The 18,299-nt window shown below is 66.9% G+C and carries 20 protein-coding genes; 8 read left to right on the forward strand and 12 right to left on the reverse strand.

Annotated features, from left to right (window positions below; translation table 11 throughout):
• The coding region (locus WC493_RS16145; RefSeq protein WP_373066563.1) for a N,N-dimethylformamidase beta subunit family domain-containing protein at positions 1 to 542 on the forward strand (542 nt) is incomplete at its 5' end.
• Positions 543 to 602: 60 nt separating this feature from the next.
• On the forward strand, positions 603 to 1,325 hold the full coding sequence (locus WC493_RS16150; RefSeq protein ID WP_373066564.1) for a helix-turn-helix domain-containing protein: 723 nt from the start codon (positions 603 to 605) through the stop codon (positions 1,323 to 1,325).
• 24 nt (positions 1,326 to 1,349) lie between these two features.
• Here the strand turns inward: WC493_RS16150 and WC493_RS16155 are convergent, their stop codons facing one another.
• The 4 genes from WC493_RS16155 to glnT are packed head-to-tail and all read right to left on the reverse strand — an operon-like array spanning position 1,350 to position 5,668.
• Positions 1,350 to 2,687: an FMN-binding glutamate synthase family protein gene (locus tag WC493_RS16155; RefSeq protein ID WP_373066566.1), complete on the reverse strand. Its 1,338-nt coding sequence runs from the start codon at positions 2,685 to 2,687 to the stop codon at positions 1,350 to 1,352.
• Entirely contained in the window at positions 2,687 to 3,376 is a 690-nt protein-coding gene (locus tag WC493_RS16160) for a protein GlxC (RefSeq protein ID WP_373066567.1), read from the reverse strand. Before WC493_RS16160 ends, WC493_RS16155 begins: the two co-directional genes overlap by 1 nt.
• Entirely contained in the window at positions 3,373 to 4,272 is a 900-nt protein-coding gene (locus WC493_RS16165) for a glutamine amidotransferase family protein (protein WP_373066568.1), read from the reverse strand. The genes WC493_RS16160 and WC493_RS16165 overlap by 4 nt, the downstream gene beginning before the upstream one ends.
• A 13-nt stretch (positions 4,273 to 4,285) precedes the next feature.
• Positions 4,286 to 5,668, reverse strand: a complete 1,383-nt coding sequence (gene glnT, locus WC493_RS16170; protein WP_373066570.1) for a type III glutamate--ammonia ligase — start codon at positions 5,666 to 5,668, stop codon at positions 4,286 to 4,288.
• A 154-nt stretch (positions 5,669 to 5,822) separates the two neighbouring features.
• On the opposite strand from glnT, the gene WC493_RS16175 reads away from it, so the two are divergent.
• A complete protein-coding gene (locus WC493_RS16175) occupies positions 5,823 to 7,127 on the forward strand; it encodes an NAD(P)/FAD-dependent oxidoreductase (RefSeq protein WP_373066571.1) in 1,305 nt (434 codons plus the stop codon).
• Here the strand turns inward: WC493_RS16175 and WC493_RS16180 are convergent.
• The 8 genes from WC493_RS16180 to WC493_RS16215 form a co-directional block, all read right to left on the reverse strand.
• Complete coding sequence (locus WC493_RS16180; protein ID WP_373066572.1) at positions 7,120 to 8,127, reverse strand: DUF3445 domain-containing protein; 1,008 nt, start codon at positions 8,125 to 8,127, stop codon at positions 7,120 to 7,122. The genes WC493_RS16175 and WC493_RS16180 overlap by 8 nt on opposite strands.
• A gap of 7 nt (positions 8,128 to 8,134) precedes the next feature.
• Positions 8,135 to 9,088 carry a 2Fe-2S iron-sulfur cluster-binding protein gene (locus tag WC493_RS16185; RefSeq protein WP_373066573.1) on the reverse strand — a complete coding sequence of 318 codons (954 nt, stop codon included), beginning with the start codon at positions 9,086 to 9,088 and terminating at the stop codon, positions 8,135 to 8,137.
• Positions 9,085 to 9,597, reverse strand: coding sequence for a dimethylamine monooxygenase subunit DmmA family protein (locus WC493_RS16190; protein ID WP_373066575.1), 513 nt, complete (start codon positions 9,595 to 9,597; stop codon positions 9,085 to 9,087). Before WC493_RS16190 ends, WC493_RS16185 begins: the two co-directional genes overlap by 4 nt.
• Positions 9,594 to 9,956: a cupin domain-containing protein gene (locus WC493_RS16195; protein ID WP_373066576.1), complete on the reverse strand. Its 363-nt coding sequence runs from the start codon at positions 9,954 to 9,956 to the stop codon at positions 9,594 to 9,596. Before WC493_RS16195 ends, WC493_RS16190 begins: the two co-directional genes overlap by 4 nt.
• An 18-nt stretch (positions 9,957 to 9,974) precedes the next feature.
• Positions 9,975 to 10,499, reverse strand: coding sequence for a 2,4'-dihydroxyacetophenone dioxygenase family protein (locus tag WC493_RS16200; RefSeq protein WP_373066577.1), 525 nt, complete (start codon positions 10,497 to 10,499; stop codon positions 9,975 to 9,977).
• A gap of 12 nt (positions 10,500 to 10,511) precedes the next feature.
• A complete protein-coding gene (locus tag WC493_RS16205; RefSeq protein WP_373066578.1) occupies positions 10,512 to 11,024 on the reverse strand; it encodes a flavin reductase family protein in 513 nt (170 codons plus the stop codon).
• Positions 11,021 to 12,424 carry an acyl-CoA dehydrogenase family protein gene (locus WC493_RS16210; protein WP_373066580.1) on the reverse strand — a complete coding sequence of 468 codons (1,404 nt, stop codon included), beginning with the start codon at positions 12,422 to 12,424 and terminating at the stop codon, positions 11,021 to 11,023. Before WC493_RS16210 ends, WC493_RS16205 begins: the two co-directional genes overlap by 4 nt.
• 85 nt (positions 12,425 to 12,509) lie before the next feature.
• Positions 12,510 to 13,406: a helix-turn-helix domain-containing protein gene (locus WC493_RS16215; RefSeq protein WP_373066581.1), complete on the reverse strand. Its 897-nt coding sequence runs from the start codon at positions 13,404 to 13,406 to the stop codon at positions 12,510 to 12,512.
• A gap of 168 nt (positions 13,407 to 13,574) precedes the next feature.
• Here WC493_RS16215 and WC493_RS16220 point away from each other — a divergent pair, with 168 nt between their 5' ends.
• Genes WC493_RS16220 through WC493_RS16240 form a run of 5 tightly spaced genes read left to right on the forward strand, consistent with a single transcriptional unit; the run spans position 13,575 to position 18,095 of the window.
• Positions 13,575 to 14,186 carry a helix-turn-helix domain-containing protein gene (locus WC493_RS16220; RefSeq protein ID WP_373066582.1) on the forward strand — a complete coding sequence of 204 codons (612 nt, stop codon included), beginning with the start codon at positions 13,575 to 13,577 and terminating at the stop codon, positions 14,184 to 14,186.
• Between the two features lie 49 nt (positions 14,187 to 14,235).
• Complete coding sequence (locus tag WC493_RS16225) at positions 14,236 to 15,405, forward strand: PotD/PotF family extracellular solute-binding protein (protein ID WP_373066583.1); 1,170 nt, start codon at positions 14,236 to 14,238, stop codon at positions 15,403 to 15,405.
• 8 nt (positions 15,406 to 15,413) lie between these two features.
• Positions 15,414 to 16,442, forward strand: coding sequence for an ABC transporter ATP-binding protein (locus WC493_RS16230; RefSeq protein WP_373066585.1), 1,029 nt, complete (start codon positions 15,414 to 15,416; stop codon positions 16,440 to 16,442).
• Complete coding sequence (locus WC493_RS16235) at positions 16,439 to 17,296, forward strand: ABC transporter permease (protein ID WP_373066586.1); 858 nt, start codon at positions 16,439 to 16,441, stop codon at positions 17,294 to 17,296. Before WC493_RS16230 ends, WC493_RS16235 begins: the two co-directional genes overlap by 4 nt.
• The gene (locus WC493_RS16240; protein ID WP_373066587.1) at positions 17,289 to 18,095 is read left to right on the forward strand and encodes an ABC transporter permease; all 807 of its coding nucleotides are present in this window, start codon (positions 17,289 to 17,291) and stop codon (positions 18,093 to 18,095) included. Before WC493_RS16235 ends, WC493_RS16240 begins: the two co-directional genes overlap by 8 nt.
• The last annotated feature ends 204 nt before the right edge of the window (positions 18,096 to 18,299 follow it).

Here is an 18,299-nt window from a genome sequence, read left to right on the forward strand (position 1 = left end):
TGTGGCGGAACCGGGGCCGCGCGCCGCAGAAGCTGGTTGGCGTCGGCATGATCTCGGAAGGTTTCGAGACCTGCGCGCCGTTCCGCCGGATGCCGGATTCCTGGCACCGCACCGTGTCCTGGATCACCGAAGGCATCGACGGCGAATTGATCGGCGACGAGGGCCTGGCCTATGGCGGGGCCGCCGGCATCGAGATCGACCGCTACGACCTCGCCCTCGGCACGCCGCCGCACACCAAGATCATCGCGTCGTCCGGCGGGCACACGGACAATTACGTGCTGGCCACGGAAGAGATCCTCTATGCCTATGCCGGCATGGTGGGCACGCTCGACTATCGGATCCGCGCCGACATGATCTATTACACGAGCTGGAACGACGGCGCCGTGTTCAGCACGGGCTCCATCGCCTTCGGCCAGGCGCTGCCGGCGAAGGGCTTCCAGGGCACGACCGCCAAGCTGCTGCGCAATGTCGTGGACGCCTTCCTGAAGGACGGTCCGCTGCCGGGTCAGCGCTGGACCCTCGAGGAGAAGCAGTGGCGCTGACGGGGCGTGATGCCACTGCGCCGCTGGCCCGGGGCTCGTCCTTCATGGTAAGGAGGAACCATGAAGACACCCGGGAAAGAATCCGGTCCGCGCAGGATCAGGCTGCCCAAGGCAGGAAAGGCGAGTGAGACGGCCCCGGTCAGGGGCACGGCCGCCAAGGCGCCCGCCGTACGGCCGCCGGCCAGGAGCACCGTCGATTCCGAGACCATCCCCCTGGAGCGCCAGCTCGGCACCGTCATCCGCCGCTTGCGGGTGAAGAGCGGGCTGACACTGGCCGAATTGTCCGAGGGGGCGGGGATCAGCAGCGGCATGTTGAGCCGGATCGAGACCGGCAATGTCATGGCGAGCCTCGACACCCTGCGCCGCCTGTCCCGCGCGGTCGGCGTCGACCTGTCTACCCTGTTCCGGGAAACCGAGCGGGGCGAGGGGCACGCCCAATTGATCAAGGCGACGGACCAGATGGAAGTGGTGCGCAGCGGCACCCGCCACGGCCATACCTACCGCCTGCTGTCCTACGACCGGGGCCCGAAGAAGAAATTCGAGCCCTTTCTGATCGAAATGGACCGGGAGAGCGAAATCTATCCCCGGTTCCAGCATCCGGGCACCGAATTCATCTACATGATGGAAGGGCGGATGGACTATCGCTTCGGCGACCGCACCTATCTGCTCGAGCCCGGGGATGCCTTCACCTTTTCGGGCGAGGTGGAACACGGCCCGGAAAAGCTTCATGTGGAGCGGACGATCTTCCTCTCCATCATCATCTATGACGAGGATGCGGGCTGACCCCGCATCCTCGCCCGTCGCGGTTCAGAGCGCGCCCGGAACCCAGCGGGTGCCGGCCAGGGGCACCTGGGCCATGGCCGCCGCCTCGATCGTGAGGGCGGCGAGGTCTTCCGGCTCCAGATTGTGCAGGGCGCTCTTGCCGCAGGCCCGCGCCAGGGTCTGGGCTTCCAGCGTCAGCACTTTCAGGTAGTTGGCCAGCCGCCGCCCGGCCGCCACGGGGTCGAGCCGGCTGGCGAGCACCGGGTCCTGCGTGGTGATCCCGGCCGGGTCCAGCCCCTCGTGCCAGTCGTCATAGGCCCCGGCAGTGGTGCCGAGGGCCCGATAGTCCGCCTCCAGCGCCGGGTCGTTGTCGCCCAGGGCGATCAGCGCCGCCGTCCCGATCGAGACCGCATCGGCGCCCAGCGCCAGGCATTTGGCGACATCCGCCCCGTTCCGGATCCCGCCCGAGACGATGAGCTGGACCTTGCGGTGCATGCCGAGATCCTGCAAGGCCTGCACCGCCGGGCGGATCGCCGCCAGGGTCGGGATGCCGACATGTTCGATGAAGACTTCCTGGGTCGCCGCCGTGCCGCCCTGCATGCCGTCGATCACGATCACGTCGGCGCCGGATTTCACGGCCAGCGCGGTGTCGTAATAGGGGCGGGAAGCCCCGATCTTCAGATAGATCGGCTTTTCCCAATTGGTCAGTTCGCGCAATTCCTCGATCTTGATCTCGAGGTCGTCGCAGCCGGTCCAGTCTGGGTGGCGGCAGGCGGAGCGCTGGTCGATGCCTTCCGGCAGGTCGCGCATCTTGGCGACCCGGGCGGAAATCTTCTGGCCCAGCAGCATGCCGCCGCCGCCCGGCTTGGCGCCCTGGCCGACCACGATCTCGATCGCGTCGGCCCGGCGCAGGTCATGCAGGTTCATGCCGTAACGCGACGGCAGATACTGATAGACCAGCTTGTTCGAATGGCCCCGTTCTTCAGGCGTCATGCCGCCGTCGCCGGTGGTGGTCGAGGTGCCGGCCAGTGTCGCCCCCCGCCCCAGGGCTTCCTTGGCCTGGCCGGAGAGGGAGCCGAAGCTCATGCCGGCGATGGTGACCGGGATGTCCAGCTCGATCGGCTTCTTGGCGAAGCGCGTGCCCAGTGTGACGTTGGTGGTGCATTTCTCCCGATAGCCTTCCAGGGGATAGCGGCTCATCGAGGCGCCGAGGAAGGTGAGATCGTCGAAATTGGGCAGGCGCCGCTTGGTGCCGCCGCCGCGGATGTCGTAGATGCCGGTCGCCGCCGCGCGGCGGATCTCGGAAATGGCATAATCGTCGAAGGTCGCGGATTTGCGCGGGGTCGTGTGCATCCAGCGGTCGTGACGGGGGGCGTCGTTCATCAATAGGCTCCCGCGTTGTCGATATTGAAGTGATAGAGCTTGCGTGCCGAGCCATAGCGCCGGAACGCCTCGACCGGCACGTCGGTCACGCCGGCGGCGGCCAGCAGTTCGGCCAGTTCCGCCTTGTGCTCGTCGCCGAGCGGCTTCTCGATACAGTCGGCGCCGAGGCTGGCGACCGAGCCCCGGACATAGAGCCGGGCTTCATAGATCGAATCGCCCAGGGCCTCGCCCGCATCGCCGAGGACGACGAGGCGCCCGGTCTGCGCCATGAAGGCGGACAGATGGCCGACGTCGCCCTTGACCACGATGTCGATGCCCTTCATCGAAATGCCGCAGCGCGCCGCCGCGTTGCCGTCGATGACGAGGAGCCCGCCGCGGCCGGAAGCCCCGGCCGCCATGCTGGCGTCGCCGGTGACATGGACCTTGCCGGCACTCATGGTCTCGGCCACGCCCTGGCCGGCGCTGCCCTTCACCGTGATCTCGGCGCCATGGTTCATGCCGGCACAGAAATAGCCGGTATTGCCGTCGATCTCGACCGACAGGGGTCGGTCGATGCCGACCGCGACCGAATGATGGCCGCGCACATTGGTGATCTGCCAGCGGCTGCCGGCGGGGGCTGCCGCTTCGCTCTGAAGCTGGCTGTTCAAGGCGCGGGTGGTCGCCGTCTTCAGGTCGATGATGGTGTTCATTGGCCGCGCTCCCAGAAGTAGACGGTGGCGGGTTTCGGTTCCCAGACCCGGGCATTGTCGATGCCCGGCAGGTCGACGAGGCTGCGGTATTCCGAGCCGAAGGCGACATAGCGGTCGGTCTCGGCCATGACGGCGGGCTTGCAGGCGATCGGGTCGCGCAGCACGCCGAAGCCGCTCTCGGTGCCGACCACGAAGGTGAAGAAACCGTCGAGGTCGCCGAGGCCCGATTGCAGGGCCTGGCCCAGGCTCTGGCCCTGGCGCATGCGCCAAGTCAGGTAACCGGCCGCGACCTCGCTGTCATTTTCGGTCGCGATCTTCACGCCTTCCCGGCGCAACTCGCGGCGCAGCGAATTATGGTTGGAGAGCGAGCCGTTGTGGACGAGGCATTGGTCCGTCCCGGTGGAGAAGGGATGCGCGCCGTCGGTGGTGACGGCGGATTCCGTCGCCATCCTCGTATGGGCGACGCCATGGCTGCCGCGCATGGTCTCGATGCCGAAGGCCTTGCCGACGGCGACCGGATTGCCGACCTCCTTGAAGATCTCCATGCGTCGGCCCTTGCCGATCACGCTGATTTCCGGCGCATGGGCGGCCAGCCAGGCTTCCGCATGGGCCAGGTCGCCTTCGGGCACCGAGACGATGGCGTGGGTGTGACGGATGGCGAAGCTCAATTCCTTGCCCAGCGCTTCCGCCAGCCGGCCGGCGACGGCGGTGACATGGCCTTCGCTCTCACCGTGAAGGGACAGTTTCACCGCGTCCGGCCGGCCGTCGCCATAGATCGCGAAGCCGGCGGAATCCGGCCCCCGGCTGCTCAAGGGGCCCATCATGCCGCCGAGCAATTCGCCGAGCCTCGGCTCCAGCGCCGAATCCTTCAGAAACAATCCTGCGATACCGCACATGTTATCCTCGCGATCAATAGAAGGACAGGTAGCGCGCGGTCTCCCAATCGGAGACGTGGCGGTGGTAGTCCAGCCATTCCATGCGCTTCAGGGTGATGAATTCGTCGATGAAGTCGGCGCCGAGGGCGTCCGCGAACAGCGTGTCGGCCTCGAGCGCGTCGATCGCTTCCGTCAGGGACTGGGGCAGGATCGAGACGCCCATGGCGGCGACCTCGGCCATCGAGAGTTCGTAGAAATTGCAGTTCCGCGCCGCGCCCGGGTCGATCTTCCTGTCGATCCCGTCGAGGCCGGCGGCGATGATGGCGGCCGTCGCCAGATAGGGGTTCATGGCACCGTCGCCGGTGCGGATTTCCAGCCGGCCGTAGGGAATGCGGACCATGGCTGTCCGGTTGTTGTCGCCATAGGCGATGAAGACCGGGGCCCAGGTGGTACCGGACAGGTTGCGGCCGACCACCAGGCGTTTGTAGGAATTGACGGTCGGGGCCAGCAGCGCGGTCAGTGCCGGCGCGTGCTTCATGATCCCGCCGAGGAAATAATGGGCGAGATCGGACAGCTCGAGACCGTTCGGATCGGTCTTGTCGTGGAACAGGTTGCGGCCGCTGGAATCCGCCAGCGAGCAATGAACATGCATGCCGCTGCCGGTCGTTTCCGATTTCGGCTTCGGCATGAAGGTGCAGATCGCGCCCAGGTCATGGGCGATTTCCGTCGCCGCCATCTTGAACAGGGTGATCTGGTCCGCCGTCGTCAGGGCGTCGGCGTAATGGAAATTCACCTCGTATTGGCCGTTCGCGTCCTCGTGGTCGATCTGATACACGTCGATGCCGACCGCCTGCAGCCCATTGACCAGCCGTTCCAGGAAGCTGCGGCCGCGGGCGATGCCCTTGTAGTCATAGGCAGGCTTGGCGAGCGTGTCGGTCGCATCGAAGGGCGCCAGGCTGCCGTCCTCCGCCTTTCGGTAGAGGATGAATTCGGGCTCCAGCCCGGTGTTCAGCACCCAGCCCCGCTCGGCGAGGCGCGCGACCTGGGCCGCCAGGATGTTGCGGGTATCGAAAGCCGAGGGCGCGCCCTTGACCGTGCCCGTGCCCATGACCCGGGCGAAGCCGGGCAGCCAGGGTAGCAGGGTGAGGGTCGAGAGGTCGCCGACCATCATGTATTCGGCATTGTGCGGCTTCATGCCCAGGCCCCAGACCCCGGCGCCGGCGAAACCCGCGCCGTCCCCCAGAATGTCGGGCAGATGGCCGACCGGGACGGCCTTGGCCTTTGGAACCCCATGGATATCGACGAATTGGGCCAGCACGAAGGCGATGCCCTTCGAGCGGAGAAATTCCACCGCACCGGCGGCGTCGAGGCCGGGCGGCACGGTCAGTTCGTTTTCGCTATGCGAAGGCCAGGTCATCAGGTCATCCCCTTGGTACGGAACTGGAGGGGGAAGGGGTCTTCCGTGCCGCTCCGAATGATTCGATATTGCATCTCATGCAAAAAAAGTAAATACAGGTAATTATTCAGTGAGCCGGAATGACGACCGGATCGGGATACGGGAGCGGGCGGTGATGGCGGATCAGGCGGCGGCAAGCGGGGGCGAAGGCCCTTACGTCACGCCCTATTGGTGGCAGGCGGCGCCTCGGCGGCGCTTCGATGAAACGCCCCTGCCGACGACGGCGGATGTCGTCGTCATCGGCGCGGGTTTCACCGGGACGTCAGCCGCGCTGACCCTGGCGCGGGCAGGGCGCAGCGTGGTGCTGCTCGACGCCGGGGCGCCGGGCCAGGGGGCGAGCAGCCGGAACGGCGGCCAGGTCGGCAGCGGCAATCAGAAATTCAAGGTCGCTGCCCTGGTGGACTGGCAGGGACCGGCGCGGGCGGCCGCCCTGCTGCGCGAGGGCACGGCCATGCTGGCCCATATCGGCGCGCTGATCGAGCGCGAGGGGATCGACTGCGATTACACGGTCTGCGGCCGTTTCCGTGGTTGCGTCCGGCCGGAGCATTACGACGCCATGGCCCGCGACATGGCGGACCTGCACCGGGTGGCCGGGGTCGAGTCCTTCATGGTGCCGAAGGCGGAACAGAGCCGGGAAATCGGCAGCGACTATTATCACGGTGGCTCGGTGCTGCCGAACGACGCCAGCCTGCACCCCGGCAAGTTTCATCAGGGGCTTCTGGAGCGCGCCGTGACGGCCGGCGTCTCCGTCCATGGCTTTTCCGCCGCGACGGCGATCACGCGAGAGGGGGCGGGCTTTGCCGTCTCGACGGCACGCGGGCCGATTCACTGCGGCCGGGTGGTGGTCGCCACCAACGGCTATACCGGCGGCCTTGTGCCTTTCCTCCGCCGGCGCATGGTCACGGTCCGTTCAGCCATCATCGCGACAGCACCTCTGGCGCCGGGGCTGGTCGATCGCCTGATGCCGAAGCGGCGGGTCTATGGCTGCACCGCGCGCGTCTTCCACTATTTCCGGCCCTCGCCGGACGGCATGCGGATGCTGTGGGGTGGGCGCGTGGGCGGCGCCCTGCGTGGTGATCCAGAAGGTTACCGCCATCTCGTCTCGGACATGGTCCGGGTCTTCCCCGATCTGGCCGGGGTGGCGGTGACCGGTGGCTGGTCCGGTCAGATCGGCTATACGTTCGACGACATGCCCCACCTCGGCGCGGTCGACGGCATTCACTATGCCCTCGGCTATTGCGGCACCGGGGTCTCCCGCGCCACCTGGTTCGGCGACAAGATCGCGAAAAAGGTGCTGGGCGAGCCTGACGGCGCCAGCGCCTTCGACGATCTGGTCTTCCCCAGTCATCCCTTCTGGTTCGCGGCGGAACGCGCCGCCCCCTGGGTCGAAGCCTGGTACCGCCTGCGCGATCTCATGTGAGGTCCCGGGTCAGCCTGTCGATGATCATGTCGCGATAGGGCGCGAGGGCCTTGTAACGGAGAAGATCCGGATGGAGGTCGCGAAGCACCGCAGCGAAACGTGCCGCCCAGGCCGGATTGGTACGGAGTTCGTCGAGACTGATCAAGTAACAGCGGATCGAGAAGGCGACCGCGTTCGAGCGGGGCAGGCGGTAGAGGCTCTGCAATTCGACGCGGAGCTGCAGCATGTGGCCGACCGTCTCCGGTGTCACCGCGAAATGCTCCGGTCCCCATTCGGGATAGCTCTCCAGGCTGGTGTCGAGCCGGGGATTGACGCAGATCGACCAGTTGAGCCGGCGCACCGGCCCGTCCAGACGAAGTGCCAGGAGGAATTTTAACGCCCGCTCGAAGACGCCGAGGCCATGGGCGAGCGGCACCGGGGCGTGCCATTCGATGAAATTCATGCCGAGGTCGAAATCGAGCGACCATTTGCCCTGGCTGGTCAGGATACCGGCGTCGAGCCACAGGTTGTCTTCCCGCTGGTCGAGCAGGGTGAAATCGCCCTGGACCTGACGGCCGATATATTCGAGCGGAGGGCAGGGCAGGCTGGCGGCGTCGCCGAAGGTGAAGCGCTGGTCGATCGCCATCGGCCGGTTGGTCCAGTGCCAGTCGTCGCCCCGGCGTGCGAGGTGGAACCATTGGGGATAGTCGCGGGCGAGCGCGGTCATCACCAATTCGACCAGGTCCCATTCGGCCTGGATCATGTGGGGCATCGACTGGCAGCGTAATGGATCGCGGCGCAACACGAGATCGCGCTCCGCCATCTCGGCCAGATAATGCTCGTCGATGTCGAAGGGATGTTCGAAGGCGGAACCCTTCGGTCCCGGCACATGGGGCTCGACATTCACCGAATACATGTAGCGCTCTTCGGTGAAGGGAAAGGGGAAGCGAGCGATGCCTTCCGCGCTGTTGCGGAAGCCGTAATCGTCGCGGAATGTACCGGTCGAGAAGGCGAAGCTCACGATATCCTCACAGGTCGAGCACCAGGCCGTCGCCCCGCACGCGGGAGACGCAGGGCAGGATCAGGCGGCCCGATGCCTTGTCCGCCGCACTCAGGTAATGATCGGCGTGCTCGATCGTGCCGTCGCAGGCGGCGACACTGGTGACGCAACGTCCGCAGGCGCCGCCGCGGCACAGGCTGTCGATCGCCACGCCCTCGCGCTCGAGCGCTTCGAGCAGGCTCTCGTCCGTCTCGATCGCGATCCGGCGGCCGCTGCGGGCCAGGCGGGCGGTAAAGGGCGCGCCCGGTCTCGCGCTGTCGAAGCGTTCGGCATGGACATGGGCGTCGGGCCAGCCGGCGGCATGTGCCGTGGCGCGGACCTCGTCGATCAACCGGGCCGGGCCGCAGACATAGAGATGGGTGCCGAGGAGCTGGTCGGCGATCAGGCGGGCGATGGGCAGGCGCTCGCCGTGGCTGCCGGCATAGAGATGCACGGCATCACCATGGAGCTGCTGCAGCCGGTCGGCGAAGGCGCCGGCGAGCGGGCTGCGCATGGCGTAATGCAGCTCGAAGGCGGCGCCAAGGGCGGCGAGCTGCGCCGTCATCGCGACGAAGGGCGTGATTCCGATGCCGCCGGCGATCAGGAGATGGCGCCGTGCCCGCCAATCGAGCGGGAAGAGATTGGCCGGCGGCGTAACCGTGAGAATGTCGCCCACCCGAACCCTGTCGTGCAGGAAGATCGAGCCGCCCCGACCATCGGCGACCCGGCGCACCGCGATCTCGTAGCGATCCGGGTCGCCCGGTGGATTGACCAGGGAATAGGCGTTTCGCCGGCCTCGGGCCCCGTCGAGCATGGTGACCACGACATGGGCGCCGCCGGAGAAATCGGGCAGTCGGCCGTCGAGCGGCTCGAGACGGAAGCGCTTGACCAGCGGCGCTTCCTGGACGATCGACCCGATCCGGACCGGGATCGCACCGGTCATGACGCGACCGCCGGCCGGTCGAGGATGCAGACGCCGAGATGGGCCTGGAGCCGCCGGGAATAGAGATCGCGCACGCCGAGCCGCAGGCCGCAGTGGTCGCAGGTCACGACCGTCCCCGTCACGTCCTCGATCACATGCTTGCAATGGACGCATTGGACGCGCCGGGTGCCGTGGGACCTGACGTCGGTTTCGATCATGCCGTGATCGAAGCCGTGGTCGAGGGCGAGGGCCGTCAACCGTGCGACGAAGCCGGCGCCGCCGGCGAGATAGAGCCGCGTGCCCATGCGCGCGCGCGCCAGGGCGGGGGTCAGGCTGCGCACCAGTGCCGCCTCGTCCGGCATCGAGACCGTCACGGCCGGCCCGGCGGGCGCCTCGCCCGTGTGCAGCAGGCGGGCGGCCGCTCGGAAGCCGTCGCCCGCCGTATCGAGGAGCGCCAGGGCCGAGGCCAGGCCGTCGCCGGCCTCGGCGACGATCAGATGCAGCGTGCCGGGACGGGGCGTCAGGCTCATTTCGGATCGATCTTGAAGACGAAATGCTTGGTCATGGTTTCCTGCACCTCCCAGGTGCCGGTGAAGCCGGCCTCCAGGACGAAGCCGTCGCCGGGGCGAAGCTCGATCGGGGCGCCGCCGTCCGGCGTGACCGTGCAGCGGCCCGAGATCATGTGGCAGAACTCCCACTTGTCGTAGGTGACGTGGAAGGTCCCGGGCGTGCATTCCCAGAAGCCGGACAATAGGCTGCCGTCATCGGCCGTGTAGTGACGGACGCCGCGGGCGACCGGGTTGCCCGCGGTCACGCGCCAGCCGGCGGGAGCGCCGGTCGCGCCCTTGCCCTCGTCGGCGGGAAAACGCAGGAAATGATGCTCGATCATGATGCTGTCCGGGTCCCTTCAGCGGATGAATTGATTGACGAAATCGGCGCCGAGGCCGACCGCCTCGTAATGTTTGCGGCAGGCTTCGATGAGCTGGAAATTGTCCTCGACCAGGGTCACCCGGTCGGTCTCGTCGATGTAGAGCGTGGGGCCCTGGATGAAGAACAGGGTCTGCATCTCGTCGTCGCTGTCGCAGGTCAGCGTATGGACCTCGCCCGGCGGCTCCAGAACATAGGAGCCTTCGGTGGCGCGCCAGGAATGTTCCAGGTAACGCCAGCTGCCCTTGATGACGAAGCCGTGGACCGGCGTCGGGTGGCGGTGGCGCGAGAGGACGCCGCCCTTGCGCACGCGCAGCACCTCGCCGTGGGAGCCGGCGTTCATGTCGAAGAAGAGCGGCCGGAACCAGACGTTGGGTTCGAGCAGGACCCAGATGCGCTCGTCGGCGACGGGCTTCACCACCAGTTCGGGAATCATGCCGAGATGGGCGAATTCGGGCGGATCGAAGGTCACATGCTCGGATTTGACCGGGGGGATCAGGGTCATGATTTCGGCCTTTCAGGAGGCTTGGACGGCGGGAGCGATCGGGCGGAATTCGCCCCTGAAGAAGATGAGGGGATCGCCATCGGGCGCGCGCCGCATGGCCTGGACCTCGCCGACCACGATCTCGTGATCGCCGCCGTCATAGGTCGCCCAGAGGGTGCATTCGAAGGCCGCGATCGCCTGCGGCAGGGCGGGGCAGCCGAGGTGGCCTTCCTGCCAGTCGAGGCCTGCGAAGCGATCGGCCACCGGGGCGGCGAAACGCCTGGCGATCTCGGCATGGTCGCTGCGCAGGACATTGACGCAGAAGCGTCCCGCGGCCTTGACCAGATCGACGCTGGCGGCCCCCTTGCGGATCGAATAGAGCACCAGCGGCGGCGCCAGGCTGACGGACTGGAAGGACGACGCGGTCAGTCCGAAGCGCCGTCCGTCGGCCGCCGTGCCGGTGACGACGGTGATGCCGGTGGCGAAACAGCCGAGGGCCTGGCGGTAACCGGCCGGATCGTCGGGCGCATGCCAGTCCCCGCTCATTCCGCGGCGGCCTTCTTGGCGGCGAGTTCGGCCGTGAGCCGGTCGACGATGCGCTGCTTGCCCGCCTCGTCGAGCTTGCCGAGTTCGTTCATCAACACGGGTTCATCCACCCGCTGGTTCCACCAGTCGATGGCGGCCCCGCCGAACAGCGCCCATTTGCCGACGAGCTGGGCCGTGATCTCGTTCGAGGGGCCCATGATCCAGCCCGCCTTGCTGTCGCGCACCAGGCGCTCCAGCTCGAGATCGCGCATGTAACCCCGGCCGCCGCAGGCCTGCAGCATCTTGTCCGAAACCTCGAAGCTGAAGCGGGTGGCGAGGAACTTGGCCTTGAAGCACCAGACGGCGAATTTCGCCCGCGGCATCGCCTTCTGGTCTTCGTCATAGAGGTCCCAGCGCCCGCCGCCGGTCGCATCGTCGAGCGCCTTGGCCAGGCTGAAGGCATAGAGGCGGGAGGCCTGGCCGTCCATCACGGCACGGCCGAAGGTGTCCTGGATGGTCGGATAATCGGCGACGCGGCGGCCGTATTGGACATGGGCCTTGCGCGTCACATGGCGCTTGGCGACATCGATGCAGGCGAGCCCGACGCCATTGTAGGAGCCGGCGTAGAGCAGCATGGCGAGCGGGTCGATCGCCTCGTCGTTCGACATGGCGCCGTCCCCCGGCCAGCCGACGATGCGGTCGAGCGGCACCACCGTGTCGATCTCCACCGGGCCGGACTGGTTGCCGTGCATCCCCATGGCGTCCCAATTGCCGGCAGCGCCCCTGACTTCGTCCTTCATGAACAGGAAGACCGAAAGATTGGCGTAATTGCCGTCGAAATCGGGGCTCGTGGTCTGCGAGATGTACCAGTCGGCATAGCCCGAGGAGGTGGTCCAGGCCGACTTCTTCTGGACGTGCCAGCCGTCCTCCACCCGCCGCGCGCCCGACATCTTGGGATACCAGAAATGGCCGCCGGTCTCGGGATCGGTATAGGAGGCGGTGCCGACCAGGCATTCGTCGTCGATCCGGCGCAACAGGCCCTCGATCGCGGCATTGCCCTTGGCCCGGAAAACGAGGCCGGCGACCGCGACCGTGTGCATCATGTAGATCAGGGCGGTCGACGGGCAGCCGTAACGGGCGATGGTCTCGGCGATCATGGTGATGCCGACGTTGTTCTCGCCCCGTCCGCCATAGGTCTTCGGGATGATCGCGCCCAGCACCCGCACCTTGGCCAGCGCCTCCATATTGGCGCGGGGATAGGTGTTGTTGCGGTCGCAGTCGATGGCATTGGGGCGCAGCGTGGTGCGGCACAGTTCGATCAACTCGTCGCGGAGCGCCTTCTGTTCGGCGCTCAGGAACCAGTCCGGATCGAATTCGTCGTCGAGGCCGTAATACGGTTCGTCGCCCCAGCGTTTCGTCATGTGCAGAACTCCCGATCGTCTGGCCCGATCATCCCCAGGCAGGAGGGCGACCGTCTCTCGGGATATTGCGGAAAAGCCGCCGGCCTCAGCCCTGGTGGCGGCGCCGCCAGTCGCGGGGCGTCAGGCCGGTGCGGGCCCGGAAGACCTGGCCGAAATGGCTCTGGCTCTCGAAGCCGACGCTGATCGCCACCTCGATCAGGGAGAGCCGGGTCTGCGCCAGCACGGCCTTGGCCTTCTCGACCCGGAGCCCGGTCAGCCAGCGGTAGGGCGACTCCCCCACCGCCGCCTTGAAGGCGCGGGCGAAATGGAAACGGCTGACCCCGGCCGCCGCCGCCAGGTCGTCGAGGCCGATCGCCTCGTCCAGCCGGCCTTCCACCAGGGTGAGCACGCGGCGCAACTGGCGCGCGGTCAGGATGCCGTCGGTCGCCGGCAATGACAGGCCGCGCCCGTCGCAGTGCCGGGCCAGCAGATGGCGGGCGAGCGCCGCCGCCGCCATGTCGAGAAACAGGGGCGCCGGGCCGCCCGCCGTGCGCAATTCGTCGGCCACGGCGAGCACGGTCTGGCGCAGGGGCAGGTCGTCGAAGCCCGCCCGGTCGATCACTTCGGCCCGGCCATCGCCGATCTCGGCCGCCGCTTCCTCGAGGAAGCCGGGGCGCAGGAAGACATGGGCCTCCTCGGTGGCGCGGTCCCAGTGCCAGCGGTTGCTGCGGCCGGCTGCCATCAGCACCGATTGTCCCGGCCGCACCCGCGCCTCGACCCGGGCGCCGCCCAGACGGGCTTCCATGCGGTAGGGACCGGACAAGGTGACCGAGGCATAGACGAGGGGCAGGGACGGCGCCTCCACCTCGTCGGCCAGGCTGTCGAAGCGGAACTGGCCGACCGCCATCGCCCCCGTGGCGGCGAAGTCGCGTCCGGCGACGGCACGGCCACCCAGCCGCTGGACCCAAGCCCTCGCGATGTCGAGGGGCGCAGCTTCACCCATGCGGAACCTCGAAAGGCAAAAATCACATTAGTGAAATTATGACTTGCAAATTTCGGTTTCCAAGAACAATTTTTTCCACACCGGAACCCGGCAGCGCCTCGGAAGGGACGATTCGGATTACATCCGGTGCCGGTCTCGGTCTGGAAACCATCTGGGAAGCATTGCTGCATGGTCGTCTCGGACAATATATTTCCCGTCACGGATGCCCTGCCCGACGATGCCGCACCGGCCCGCATCGGCCGCGAGATCCGCGACCTGCGCAAGGCGCGGCGGCTGACCATCAAGGAATTGTCCCTGGCGACCTCGCTCTCGATCGGCCATTTGAGCGAGATCGAGCGTGGCCTGTCGTCGCCCAGCATCAAGGCGCTGCATGACATTGCGAAGGCGCTGGGCGTCACCATCGGCTGGTTCCTGCACAATGCCGAAGCGACGGAACAGGGCGAGCGGGATTACATCGTGCGGGCCGGCAACCGGCGCACGCTGAAATTTTCCTCTGGCATCACGGACGAATTGCTGTCGCCCAACCTGCGCGGCCAGATCGAGCTTTTGATGTCGCGCTTTCCGCCCGGCGCCGTCGGCGCCGAGGCGCCCTACAGCCACCAGGGCGAGGAGGCGGGTCTGCTGCTCGCCGGCACGCTGGAACTCTGGATCGGCGAGCAATGCTTCACCCTCAATCAGGGCGACAGTTTCTCCTTCCCGTCGACCACGCCGCATCGCTATCGCAACCCGGGCGATGCCGAGACGGTGGTGATCTGGGCCATTACACCGCCCTCCTACTGAGGGCCGCCGCGCCGGGCTTCCGGCATCTTCGTTGAGTGGGAGTGGTTTTATGTCCGACTGTAGCGACGATCTCCGGAAGAAGCACTCGCGGCGCGCCGTCCTCGCCGGCGCCGGCAAGGGAGCGCTGGCCGTGGGTGCCCTGCTCGGCGCCCCCGCCATCATCGGCCGGGCCAATCCGGCCAGTGCCAAGACGGCCTTCGCGGGCGAGGAACTTTCGGTCGTCGCCTGGTCCGGCGCCTATGAGGAAGCCTACCGCAAGGCGATCGTCGAGCCCTTCAACGAGAAATACGGCACCAAGGCGGTCACCCTCGGCGGCTGGGACCAGATGATCGCCCAGATCAAGGCGGCCCCGGCCGACAAGCCGCCCTTCGACATCACCATCGCCGACGAATATACGACCGTGGCAGGCCTCGCGGAGAACCTCTTCGCCAAGACCGACCGGGCGAAGCTGAGCAATCTCGCCGCCGTCCAGCCCTGGTATCTGGAGACCCGGCCGCAGCACGCGCAGGATTACGGTGCCCCCTTCGGCCTCGGCTTCCTGCTGCCCCTCGTCAACACCAGTCTCGTCGGCGACAAGCCGATTTCGTGGAAGACGCTGTGGGACAAGGACCTCGAAGGCAAGCTGGCGCTCGACGGCGCTTCCTTCATCTGGCTGCTCGCCGTTTCCGCCCTGGTGCGCGGCGCCAAGCCCGGGATCGAGGAACTCTATGCCTGGCAGCCGGGCATGGCGTCGGACCCGATCTTCGAGAAGATCGAGGAATTGCGCCCCGCCAAATGGTATCGCGACGGTGCCGAGCTCTCCTTCGTGATGATGCAGGAACAGGCGGCGGTGGCCGAGATCTATTCGACCGACGCCTTCGGCATGGTTCGCGACGGCGGCCCGAGCTTCAAGACCGGCATCCCGCAGGACGGCACCATCGCCTATACCGAATGGTATGTGAAGGTGCGCGGCACCCAGCACGACGCCCTTTCCGACGTCTTCCTGAACTATCTGCTCGAGAAGGAGACGCAGGACCGTTTCCTGGCCATCACCATGTCGGTCGTCTCGCGCAAGGACGTCACCATCCCGCCGCACTGGAACCTCTATCCCGCCACCAACGACGACCTGCACAAGCGCGTGAACCTGATCTCGATGGAAGGCTGGGACAAGCTGCTGCCCAATTTCGATGCCCTCGATGCCCGCTTCAAGCAGGCGATCCTGAAGACTTCGAACGGCTGAGCACGATCTTGTCCGCATCCGCCACCGCGCTCTCGCTCAAGCATATCGTCAAGCGTTACGGCTCTTACGTCGCGGTCGACGGCATCGACCTCGACGTGGGGCAGGGCGAATTCCTCACCCTGCTCGGGCCGAGCGGCTGCGGCAAGACCACGACCCTGCGCATGATCGGCGGCATGGAACGGCCGGACGCGGGCACCATCGAGATCAAGGGGCGGCGGGTGGATCGCCTGCCGTCCCACAAGCGCGACACGGCGACCGTGTTCCAGTCGGGCGCCCTGTTTCCCCACATGACCGTGGCCGAGAATGTCGCCTACGGCCTGAAGATGCGGGGGGTTCCGAATGGCGAGATCGGGCCGCGCGTCACCCGCATGCTGGACGTCGTGCGCATGGGCGATTTCGCCGGGCGCTACCCGGCCGACATGTCGGGTGGCCAGCGCCAGCGCGTCGCCCTGGCCCGGGCCATGGTGGTGGAGCCGGGCATCCTGCTGTTCGACGAACCGATGAGCGCTCTCGACCTCAAGCTCAAGCTGGAACTCAGGGCCGAAATCCGCCGCCTGCACGAAGAGATGGGCTTCACCGCGGTCTTCGTCACCCACGACCAGGGCGAGGCCATGACCCTGTCCGATCGGGTGGCCGTGCTGAACAAGGGGCGGATCGAACAGATCGCCCCGCCGGTCGAGGTGTTCGAGCGTCCGGCCAGCGAATTCGTCTATACCTTCGTCGGCGAATCCTGCGTGCTCGAACTGGGTGGCCGGCCACTTGGCGAGGGTGCCCGCCTCGGCCCCGTGCCGGCCGGGCGCCAGCGGCTCTATCTCCGTCCGCACCATCTGCATGTCGTCGAGGCGGAAGGGCAGGACAACAGCATCCGCGCGACCGTGACGGCGGTCGAATACATGGGTGGCGGCTACCGCATCCATGCCGAAACACCGGCCGGCAACCTGTTCTTCGACACCAGCCGGGCGCCGGTGATCGGGCCCGACCATATCCTCGCCATCGGCTGGTCGAGCGCCGATGCGACCTATTTTCCGGCATCATGAGCGCGCGTCGTTCCCTTTCGGCCGAGTGGCTGCTGCTGCCCGCGATCGCCTTCACCACCGTGGTGTTCGGCTGGCCGCTGCTGATCCTGCTGCGCATGAGCTTCAACCAGCATCCGCCCGACGGCATCTATGTCGAAGCCTGGAGCCTGGAGAATTATGTCGCGGTACTGACCGAGCCGGCCAATCTTTCGGCCGTCTTCGATACGCTCTATATCGCGCTGGTAACGGCCGTGGTCACTGTCGCCGCGGCCTTCCTGTTCGCCCAGTTCGTCTGGCTGCGCCAGGGCAAGCGGCGGGCGATGCTGCTCGCGCTCGCGCTCGGGCCCATGCTGGTCTCGGAAATCTCCGTCATCATCGGCTGGCGCATGGTGCTGCCCTCGAACGGGCTCCTGTCGTGGAGCCTGTTTGCGAGCGGCCTGATCGACCGCAAGTTCAACCTGCTCGGTACCGAATTCGCCGCCGTGCTGGGCCTTGCCTATATCTCGATGCCCTATTGCTTCTTCACCATCCTCGGCGTGCTGAACGGCATCGACCGCACCCTGTTGACCGCCAGCGGCGACCTCGGCGCCTCGCCGTGGCGGACTTTCTTCAAGGTGCTGCTGCCGCTCGCCAAGGGCGGCATCGCCTCGGCCTTCACCCAGGCCTTCGTCTTCACCATGGGCATCTATGCGACCACCAATGCGCTCGGCCCTGACGGGCTCTGGACCGTCGGCTACGAGATCCAGCGCCAGATGCTGTCGCGCCGGGATTGGCCGCTGGCTTCGGCCCTCGCCGTCGTTCTCGTGTTGCTGATCGCCCTGGTGGCGCTCGGCGTTCAGGCCCTGCGCCACCGGAAGGCACCGCGCCATGGTTGACCAGGGCCGCGTCTTCGCCTGGGCGCACCGGGGCTTCGCCGTCCTCTTCGCGCTCTATGTCCTGCTGCCACTCGGCATCACGGCGGTGATGGCCTTCAGCGACGACAATATCGTGCGCTTTCCGATCCGTGGCTTTTCGCTGCGCTGGTTCGGCGAGTTCTTCGCCAATCCGCAGTGGCTGGGGGCAGCCTGGAATTCCCTGCAGGTCGCCCTGCTGACGGCGGTGATGTCGATGGCGCTGGCCGTGCCGGCCGCCTATGCCTTGGCCCTCCGCCGGGGCGGCCGCCCCCTGCTGCAGACCGTCCTGCTGATCCCGCTGTTCGTGCCGGGTGTCGTGCTCGGCATCGCCGTCGCGATCGGCCTCGGCGACATCGGGATGTTCGGCGGCCCGTTGTTCGGCAGCAAGTTCCTGGTCGCCTGCGCCCATACGCTCTGGGCCATGCCCTTGGCGATCACGGTTCTGGAGCCGGCGTTTCAGACCCTCGACCGCAGCCTGGTCGAGGCGGCGGGCGATCTCGGTGCCTCGCCTTTGCGCGTCTTCTTCGGCGTGACCGTGCCGCTGCTCCTCACCGCCGTGGTGTCGGCCGGGCTCTTTGCCTTCATCACCTCGATGAATGAATTCATCATGGCGCTGTTCCTGACCACGCGCGACAGCCAGACGTTGCCGGTGCTGCTCTGGCTCTCGCTCCGTTCCAGCGCCTCGCCCCAGCTCGCCGTCGCCTCGCTGGTTCTCGCGCTCTCCGCCTTTTCGGCGGTCGGTCTCGGTTACGTCTGGTACATGATGGCCCGCCGGCGTTGAGGGCCTGCGGGGAAGCGGTAGGACGATCTGCACCCCGGGGGGGCATTCACCCCTGGCGCCGTCCAGCCTTTTCGGGCTCACATCGCGGCCGTAACCTCGGTTGTCGCCGAGATCGACCACGATGACTGTAAATCGGCGCCGTGACGGGACCCCTGGGGCAATATCGGTATAAGTGACTGATACCTATGGGAAAACTGTTGCGGA

The organism is Zavarzinia sp. (assembly GCF_041650655.1).
Classification (GTDB): domain Bacteria; phylum Pseudomonadota; class Alphaproteobacteria; order Zavarziniales; family Zavarziniaceae; genus Zavarzinia.